Raw genomic sequence first — 8,855 nt, 5'->3', positions numbered from 1 at the left:
GCCACGCCTGGTCCACGCTGATGCGCACGCCAGACCAGATCGCCACCATCACGCGCCGCTCCTGGGCACAGGTCAAACTCTGAGGCGGTTGGTATCAGGACAGTCGTGGTTCAGTTCATCGTATCTACGCCGTCGCTCTCGTTTGTCGTACAGAAACGACTAGACTACTTGAGCCGCCAACTGCAGCTAGCTGCTGAGGCCATTTCGGCTCACTCACGACGCCCGCGTGGGATTTTCCACATTACGCCATCCGTAAAGGTGGCACCAAGGAAGATACTGCTGGAGCTTCGGATGACGTCTGCAGGAGGAGCAGGTTGAACGCGTTCAACTCGTCCAAACTGCTCCGATTAAGGTAGAAAAGAAGTGTTCTCTACCATCTCCGTGCCTATATTGCCCGTCAGCATGCGCTGGATTACACTCCTTGTTTCCTATCCTCTCCAGGTGTGCGCCGTATTGGCTGCCGTCAGTAGCACCCGCTCGGAGGCTTGCAGCAGGCCGTGGCGGCCTCGAGCATTTCTAGCTCTGCCCGCTGCCGCAGTTTGCGGGAGGAGCGTGGAATCCGATCAAGGCCCGGGCCGCCTAGATCCGGACAGCCTCGACGCTGAAGATCAACATGGGGCAGCTAGGCGACCCGATCTCGAAAGGTAGGCGGCCAGTCGCTTAAAGATCGCGAGGAACTTGCCGATCTCCATGTGGTCCGGCTTCTCGGCCGAGGCGGGCAGGTCCTCCATTTGCGGGATCGCTTCCTGCAAAGCGTCCAGATTACCACCGCAGTTCAGTGCAACAAAGGACCCGGCCTTCGCCTCGGTGATATGGTGCCCGGCAGGACCAGCCGCCCGTCGTAGCTGATGACAGGCGGCGCGGCCCGTGGGGCGCCGGCGCATCCAGCACCGCACCGACAAGGGTGTTCCCTTGGATGCTGAGCGTCATGGACAGGGCAGGCGCGTTCATCTTCCCTCTTTTATGTCAATGTGTCTTGAGATATTGAGGGGTAATGGACGAGCCGCAAGCACTCGATGCCCTCGGCGCCCTATCGCAGGAGACGCGCCTCCGGATCGTTCGCCTGCTGGTGACGGCGGGACCAGAGGGCATGGCGGCGGGCGCCATCGGCGAGGCCATGGGCGCCACCTCCTCACGCCTGTCCTTCCACCTCGCCCACCTCGAGGCGGCCGGGCTGGTGCAGTCGCGCCGGGAAGGCCGGTCGATCCGGTACTCGGCCGTCTACGACGCCCTGTCCGGCCTCATCGCCTTCCTCATGCGGGACTGCTGCCAGGGCCACCCGGAGGTCTGCACCCCCGCGGTCGCCGCCCTCTCGGCCTGCGCCTGCCCCTCTCCGGAGCCTGCGGCATGACCGTCACGATCTTCCACAACCCGGCCTGCGGGACCTCCCGCAACACCCTGGCCCTGATCCAGAACAGCGGCGAGGAGCCGGAGGTGGTCGAGTACCTGAAGACTCCGCCGGCCCGGGATGTCCTGGCCGACCTGATCCGGCGCATGGGCGTGCCGGTCCGCTCCCTGCTGCGCGAGAAGGGCACGCCCTACGCGGAGCTGGGCCTGAGCGATCCGGCGCTGACGGATGACCAGCTGCTCGACGCGATGATGGCGCACCCGATCCTGATCAACCGGCCCATCGTCGTGACGCCTCTCGGCGTGCGCCTGTGCAGGCCGTCCGAGGCCGTCCTCGACATCCTGCCGAACCCGCAGCGTGGCGCCTTCGCCAAGGAGGATGGTGAGGCAGTGGTCGGCGCGGACGGGCAGCGCGTCTCCAAGGATCCGGCGGCATGAGCGCGGCCATCGAGGGCGAGGCCGCCATCCGGCGCCGCCGGGCGGCGATGGGCACCTTCGAGCGCTACCTCACCCTCTGGGTGGCCGTAATCCGATAGGTGCAGAAACGGCTCTGCTCATCGCAGGTGACAGCCAACCCCTCTCCATAGGGCCGGCAAGCCCTGCCGCGGTAGCTGGAGCTACGGCTATGAAGCGTGATCGAGAGCCACAGGCGGAGGAGGCGGCCCGTGGGGGTACGGGTCGTGCCGGCCCCACTCACCGGTGAGGGTACCGGCGGAGGAGAACGGGTTCGCCCAGGGCGTGGTCAGCCGGTCCAGGAGGCCGTAACCGGCAGCGACGCCGAGGATGCCAAGGAGGCCCCACAAGGTGCGGGAGCGGAGGCTGGGAAACATGGTGCTCCCCTTCCGGAGGACATCATGTCACGGGCTTTCCGTCGCAACGAGCATCCGCGTGTCGCGCGAGTTAGCCCAGGCTCGGCCGAGCAGGGACTCCAACCCGCATCCCCCATCACTGGCCGGAGAACGCTCGAAATCCAGGCGTAACCCGCTCCGCTTACAGCCACTCGGGTACAACGATTCCTCTTCAGCGTGCCGGATCTGGCAGCACTGAGACCTGCTATTTTGGACTGTCGGTTCGTGGTTGCTTGTCATCTCGCCGTTTCACCTCTCTCCAGACCTCGATGATGGACTGCGCCGAGAGATCCACATCTTTTTCTGTGGTTGGCCAGGAGATCACTGAGAGGCGCAGCACCGTGCGGCCGCGCCACTGCGCACCACCAGCAAAGAGAACGCCTTCTTGCTGCAACCGCGCGACCACCTCTTTGGTCATCGTGTCGCCTTGCTCCAGCTCTTCATCGGTGCCGAACCGGACGATGATCTGGTTCAGCTCGACCTCGTTCAGGATCCGAATGCCGGGCTCCGTCGCGAGCGCCGCAGCAAAGCGCTGGGCCAATGCGCAGTGCCGTTCCACCATCTCCGCGATACCCTGTCGGCCCAGAGCCCGGATCATGGCCCAGGTCGCAAAGCCGCGCGCCCTTCGCGAGAGCTCGGGAACGTAGCGTGAAGGGTCCCTCTCGCCTTCGGCTTCGGCCGGCAGATAGCTTGCTGCGGCTGTCATGGCACGGCGGTGGACCTCGGTGTCACGGACAATAGCGTAGCCGCTGTCATAGGGGGTCTGCAGCCACTTGTGCCCATCGGTAGCCCAGGAGTCCGCAAGGTCGATCCCCTGTGCCAAATGCGCCTTTTCGTGCGAGGCGCGAGCCCATAGGCCGAAGGCGCCGTCCACGTGAAGCCAGGCACGGGGATGGCAGGCCACTGCGGCGGAGAGGGAGGCGAAGGGATCGAAGGCACCGGTGTTGATCTGGCCAGCCTGCGCTACGACGATCGAGGGGCCGCTGTCCTTTGCCAACGCAGCGGCCACCAAGTCTGCTTGCATGCGCCCGGCAGCATCGGTTGCGATCCGAGTAACGCGGCGGTGGCCAAAGCCAAGGACCTGCAGCGCCAGGAAGACCGTGGTGTGTGCGTCGTCACCGATGAGCACGCGAACCGACGGTGCGCCCTCAAGCCCATCCGCCTCAACGTCCCATCCGGCTGCCCGCAGAACGGCGCTGCGGGCTGCGGCAAGGCAAACGAGATTGGCGACGGTCGCGCCGGTCACAAAGCCAACCGAGCAGGTGGATGGAAGGTCGAGAAGTTCGAGTAGCCAACGTGCCGCCGTGGTTTCAGCGGCCGCCGCCGCCGGCGCTGCCTCATGATTCCCGGCGTTCTGCCCCCAGGCCGAGGTCAGCCAGTCGGCCGCGACCCCCACCGGGTGGGAGGCCCCGATCACCCATCCGAAGAAGCGTGGCCCAGTGGTGGCGTGCAAGCCCGGCGCCGCACGCGCGGCGAGGTCCTCGATCAGGGCCTGGTGGTCGGTCGCGGACACTTCGGGCAGAGGCCTATCGAATGCCCTGCGCATCGCAGCATAGTTCGCCTCCGGCCTCTGGGCGCCCTCCGGCAGGGCTTGCCTGAAGCTGATGGCAGCATGCGTTGCCGTGCGCAGGACTCGCGCAAGCTCATCTGTCTCCGGTTTGGGAGAGATCGCCATGGACAGGGCTTCCTTTCCGTTAGCGCAGATCGCCGAGCAGGGCGGCGACACCTCTCACCTGCTCGGGGGTGTTGTAGAGGTGCAGTGACAGGCGGACACGCCCGGCCCGTACGGCCGCGACCACCCCGGCCTCGCGGAGGCGCTCCGCGACGAGGGCTCCCCGCGGGGCACAGGCGAAGATGGTGGAGCCGTGCTCCGCTCCGTGGTCCAGGAAAGGCACACCACGTTCCAGCAGAGACTGGCGCATGAGGGCGGCGAGGCCGAGATTGTGGCCGTGGACCTGGGCGGCTCCCAGACCGCGAAGCACGACCATCGACTCCCGCTCGGCCAGAGCGTTGATCCAGGCCAGTGACATGTCCAGGCGCGATGCCGTGGCGGACAGCGTCATCTCAGGCCCATAGAAGCTCGTGAGCGGCTCTGCCGCAGCCTTCCAGCCAGCCCAGAGCGGCTCGAGGGCATCGCGCAGGGAGGGTTCGAAGTAGGCGTATCCCATGCCGCGAGTGCCGAGCAGGAACTTGTGGCTCGGAGCCGCCAAGGCATCGATGCGGGGCAAGGTGACGTCGAGGGGAAGGGCGCCGACTGCTTGCGCCGCGTCCACGTAGAGCAGGGCGCCGGAGCGGTCTGCTACCTCGCGCAGGTGGTTGAGGTCGACGCGATAGCCGGTGGCGGACTGGACCGCGCTAACGGCGATCAGCCGTGTTACACCGTCCGCGGCACGTTCGAAGCTTTCTGCCGGTACCCCCCCGTTCCGCTGAGGTAGGGTGCGGAGCGCGAACCCGCGCGCCTCAAGGAGACGCCATGGGAAGAGGTTGGAGGTGAACTCCTCTTCTCCCACGAGGATCGTGCCGCCTTCCGGAAAGCGCTTGGGCAGGTAAGCGGCCACTAAGCCTGCTACGGCACTGGCTGTCGGTACCAGTGCCACGCAGTCCGTCCTTCCGCCGACAAGATGCGCGAAGAGGACGCGCGCCTCCTCGCCGGCACGCTCGGCCTCCGCCCAATCAAGGCGGCCGCGGGCCCAATCGTTGGCCGCTGCCGTCAGCGCATTGACGGCAGGTCCACAACCCGGCGCGAGTGAGGCCGTGTTCATGTAGGTTGTGCCGCGCAGGTTGGGAAAGAGGCGCTCCATCTCCTCAGGCGACATGCTGTTCCTCCCGGCGCGTTGGGGCATCCCCGCAATTTCTGAATAGTCTGGGAGATTGCTGACGGTGGCCGACTGTAAGCGGCGGGATGTTTTCACGTCGAGCAAGAGTGTCGCTCAGGGACGGCCGGAATTTTGTCTCGTCGTCGTCGCCCCAGGGAGCAGCCTCAATTCCGGTCAGCTCTTACTGACCTCTCAACCGTTAAGTGACCGTTTGAGAATGGCTTGGCAGGGCGCGGGTTGGATGATTCAAGCTCGGGATGTGGACCCGAGAGACGCGCCGCCGGATGGCCGAGCTTGCCCGCAAGACCAAGCGCTACCCGTCTGATCTGACGGATGAGGAGTGGTGGCAGATCGAGCCGCTGATGCCGAAGCCCCCAAGGCGGGGCAGGAAGCCCTTGGTGGACCTGCGCGAGGTGCTGAACGCGATCCGCTATCTGGCACGCTCGGGCGGTGGCTGGCGGATGCTGCCGGTCCACTTCGGGCCCTGGCAGACGGTGTACTGGTGGTTCAGGCGCTTCGTCCGGCGCCTGCTGTTCAGGACGATCCACGATGTGTCCTTGATGCTGGACCGTGAGGCAGCGGGGCGGGAGGCGAGCCCCTCGGGCGGCGTGCTGGACAGCCAGACGGTCAAGGCACCCTTTGCCAAGGTGCGCGGCTACGACGGGGGCAAGCGCATCGTCGGACGCAAGCGCCACGTCGCCGTGGACACGGAGGGGCGGCTGCTGATGGTGAACCTCACGCCTGCCGACGTCTCGGACAGCGCGGGCGCACAGACGATCCTGGCCGCTGTTCGAAAGCGCTGGCCCTGGCTGAAGCACCTGTTCGCCGACGCGGGCTACGACCGCACGAAGCTGATGGACAAGGCCGCCTTCCTCGACTTCGTCGTCGAGATCGTCCGGCGTTCCGACCAGACCGGCTTCCACGTCCTCCCACGCCGCTGGGTCGTGGAGCGCACCTTCGGCTGGATGATCCGCTGGCGCCGCCTCGTGCGGGACTACGAGCGACGCCTCGATGTGTCCGAGGCCATGATCCACGTCGCCATGGGCGCCCTCCTCCTCCGCAGGGTTGCCCACCGCTGAATTCTCAAACGGTCACTAAGTTCACCGGTGCAGCAGAAGCGAAGCCAAGGCGGTCGGTCCAAAACGTTTATGCTGCTCGAGCAGGAAGCGTTCGTTGCTACGTGCCTCCGGGTCGTGCTGGAAGGCGCGGCTTGATCGCAACCGCCCTTTGTTGCGACTTGGGCGGGATAATCCCCGGATCTCGTGCCTGATGGGGCAGGGGGAGGTAGCTGCAACTGGCGCTGCGTCCGAACCTTCCCGGGTTCTCGCCCTGTCGAATTGGACCGCAGGATCTGGCCGAAGCGGCATGTCCGACATCTCGGGAGGACCGCAGGAAAGCGGACATCCGATCGCGGATGTCAGGCTGTCGCTGCTCCTCCGGCAGTGTGCTCCCTGGCCGCATGTCGAACGAGATCGGTGAAGTTCCGGATGACGGCCGAGGCTGCACCTCGGCGCGTCGCGAGGTCGAGCGGCACAACCGGGCGGTCCTCCTCCAGCAACTGGCGGTAGGTAACGCCGTCCATCTGGACGTGGCGCATCGAATCCGGGACGATGGCGATGCCAAGGCCTACCGCAACAAGGCCGAGGGTTGAGGTGATGCGCGGGGCTTCCTGCCCGATGCACGGGGAGAAACCGGCCTTGAGGCAGGCAGTGGCGGTCGCGTCGAACATGCCGGGCCCCTCGACACGGGCGAAGGCGATGAAGGTCTCGTCCGCGTAAGCGGCCAGGGAGCTGGGTGTGGGCGGACCCGCCGCGAGGGGATGTGCCGCGGGAAGGGCGACGACCATCGGCTCGCGGATCAGGCGATAGACGGTCAGGTCGGGGTCCTCGATCTCAGCGCGGACGAAAGCAACGTCGAGCCTTGCCTCCTTCAGGCCCGTTATGGCCTGTCGGCTGAGGCACTCGTCCATGGTCACGGTCACGCCAGGATAGGCCTCGCGAAAAGCCCGGATGACCTGCGGCACGAAGGGGTGGAAGGGTGCGGTCGGGGCGACGCCGACGCGGAGCTGTCCCTGCTCCCCGCGAGCGGCGCTGAGCGCGCTGCGCTCGGCCTGCTCCAGGCGCGCGAGGATGATCCGGGCCTCCTCCAGGAGGGCCGCTCCACCCTCGGTCAGCTCCACGCCGCGCGCCCTGCGGTGGAAGAGCCGCACTCCCAGCCGCTCCTCGAGCGCCCTGATCTGCTGGCTCAACGGGGGTTGCGCCATGCCGAGGCGCTCGGCGGCGCGGGTGATGTGCCCCTCCTCCGCGACGGCGACGAAGTAGCGGAGCTGTCTCAGGTCCAGCGTCATACGCCCAGCATATCGAAATCGTCCTCACTCCCGCATGGCTTACCGGGCGGTGCGCCATCAATCTCGACCTCTGGTTCCCGGCGCGGGGAGGCGCGAAATGAGGATCGAACGGCGCTCGCTGATGCGGCTCGCGGCAGGGGCGGCCCTTGCCCTGACCTTGCCGCCACGTCCCCGGGCACAGCCTCTCTCCGTGGCGGAGCTGCGGATCATCGTCGGCTTCCCGCGGGGCGGGCCGCTCGACATCGCGGCGCGGATCATCGCCTCGCCCCTCTCGGCCCGGCTCGGCGTGCCCGTGACCGTCGAGAACCGCCCGGGGGCGAGCGGGAACAATGCAACCCAGGACGTCGTCCGCGCCGCACCGGACGGAGCGACGCTGATCCTCTGCGGGCCGGTGAACACGATCAACACAACCTTGTTCCCCGACCTGGGCTTCGACTTCGTGCGCGACATCACCCCCGTCGCGGGTATCGCGCGCGTGCCGCTCATCGTGGAGGTGCACCCCTCCGTTCCGGTGCGGTCGGTGCCTGAGCTCATCGCCCATGCCCGGGCCAATCCCGGGGCGCTGCGGGTGGCCTATGCGGGGACGGGGACGCCGCAGCACGTCGCGATCGAGTTGTTCCAGCACATGGCCGGGGTGCGCTTCACCCTGGTGCCCTATCCCGGGTCGGCGCAGGCGCTTGCCGACCTGCTGGACGGGCGCGCGCAGGTGATGTTCGATCCCGCGCCCTCCTCCATGCCGCATGTCAGGGCCGGGCGGCTGATCCCTCTCGCGACGACAGGCCCGGCGCGTGCCGGGGTGCTGCCGGAGGTGCCGACGGTCGCCGAGACAATGCCGGGATACGAGGGTGGGTCCTGGTTCGGACTCGGCGCTCCGCGGGGGACATCGGCGGAGGCGGTCGCACGCCTGAACGCTGCGGTGAATGCAGGCCTCGCCGAGGATGCGGTCCGGGAGGAACTCGGGCGGCTGGGCGGCAGCCCTATGCCGGGGTCTCCGGCGACGTTCGGCGCGTTCGTTGTCTCGGAGACGGCGCGTTACGCTGAAATCATCCGCATCGCAGGCATTCGAGCGGGGTGACCCGTCCAGGGCCTGAGCCCGGAAGGCCCAGACCTGAATGCCGGAAGGTTGGCCTGACTGCCGCAGCACAGGCCGGTGCTCGGTCGGTGATGTCCGCTCTCGAGCGGTTGGGGATCTGCTTCCACTATTCAACAAGGGCGCGCAGCGGCACTCGGGGTGCGAGCGGCTATCTCTGCTGTACGCCATCTGCCGCGGTAGGCATCCATCGTGGCAGCGCCGCCGTTCAGACCTGGGCGGCGGTGAGCACCAGTACGAGTCCTTCTCGGACGTTCAAAGATGGCCGGCCACGGTACGCATGGACTTGTGCCCGGCCGCTGCTGTGGTCCATGACTTGCGCGATCAGTCGAGCTTCGCGCCGGAGGCCTCCACCAGCTGCCGCCAGATCGGCGTTTCGTGCTTGATCTTGTCAGCGAGCGCCCCTG

Annotated in this window: 7 protein-coding genes; 4 read left to right on the top strand and 3 right to left on the bottom strand. The window is 67.0% G+C overall.

The genetic code is table 11. The features are described from left to right. Positions 1–994: 994 nt before the first annotated feature. Both FHS87_RS22635 and arsC read left to right on the top strand, forming a co-directional pair. Positions 995–1,351, top strand: a complete 357-nt coding sequence (locus tag FHS87_RS22635) for an ArsR/SmtB family transcription factor (protein WP_184521995.1) — start codon at positions 995–997, stop codon at positions 1,349–1,351. After that, the gene (gene arsC / locus FHS87_RS22630) at positions 1,348–1,785 is read left to right on the top strand and encodes an arsenate reductase (glutaredoxin) (RefSeq protein ID WP_184521992.1); all 438 of its coding nucleotides are present in this window, start codon (positions 1,348–1,350) and stop codon (positions 1,783–1,785) included. Before FHS87_RS22635 ends, arsC begins: the two co-directional genes overlap by 4 nt. Positions 1,786–2,400: 615 nt before the next feature. Here the strand turns inward: arsC and FHS87_RS22625 are convergent. Both FHS87_RS22625 and FHS87_RS22620 read right to left on the bottom strand, forming a co-directional pair. Continuing rightward, a complete protein-coding gene (locus tag FHS87_RS22625; protein ID WP_184521989.1) occupies positions 2,401–3,870 on the bottom strand; it encodes a pyridoxal phosphate-dependent decarboxylase family protein in 1,470 nt (489 codons plus the stop codon). Between the two features lie 19 nt (positions 3,871–3,889). After that, on the bottom strand, positions 3,890–5,011 hold the full coding sequence (locus FHS87_RS22620) for an aminotransferase class V-fold PLP-dependent enzyme (RefSeq protein ID WP_184521986.1): 1,122 nt from the start codon (positions 5,009–5,011) through the stop codon (positions 3,890–3,892). 257 nt (positions 5,012–5,268) lie between these two features. Here FHS87_RS22620 and FHS87_RS22615 point away from each other — a divergent pair, with 257 nt between their 5' ends. Beyond that, complete coding sequence (locus FHS87_RS22615) at positions 5,269–6,090, top strand: IS5 family transposase (RefSeq protein ID WP_184521983.1); 822 nt, start codon at positions 5,269–5,271, stop codon at positions 6,088–6,090. A gap of 338 nt (positions 6,091–6,428) precedes the next feature. Here FHS87_RS22615 and FHS87_RS22610 read toward each other — a convergent pair whose 3' ends face one another. Beyond that, the gene (locus FHS87_RS22610) at positions 6,429–7,358 is read right to left on the bottom strand and encodes a LysR family transcriptional regulator (protein ID WP_184521980.1); all 930 of its coding nucleotides are present in this window, start codon (positions 7,356–7,358) and stop codon (positions 6,429–6,431) included. A 97-nt stretch (positions 7,359–7,455) separates the two neighbouring features. On the opposite strand from FHS87_RS22610, the gene FHS87_RS22605 reads away from it, so the two are divergent. Further along, positions 7,456–8,433, top strand: a complete 978-nt coding sequence (locus tag FHS87_RS22605; RefSeq protein WP_184521977.1) for a Bug family tripartite tricarboxylate transporter substrate binding protein — start codon at positions 7,456–7,458, stop codon at positions 8,431–8,433. Positions 8,434–8,855 lie beyond the last annotated feature (422 nt).

The organism is Muricoccus pecuniae (assembly GCF_014199205.1).
Classification (GTDB): Bacteria; Pseudomonadota; Alphaproteobacteria; order Acetobacterales; family Acetobacteraceae; genus Roseomonas; species Roseomonas pecuniae.
The sequence above is the reverse complement of the archived record's forward strand: the minus strand, read 5'-3'. Positions and strand labels throughout refer to the sequence as shown.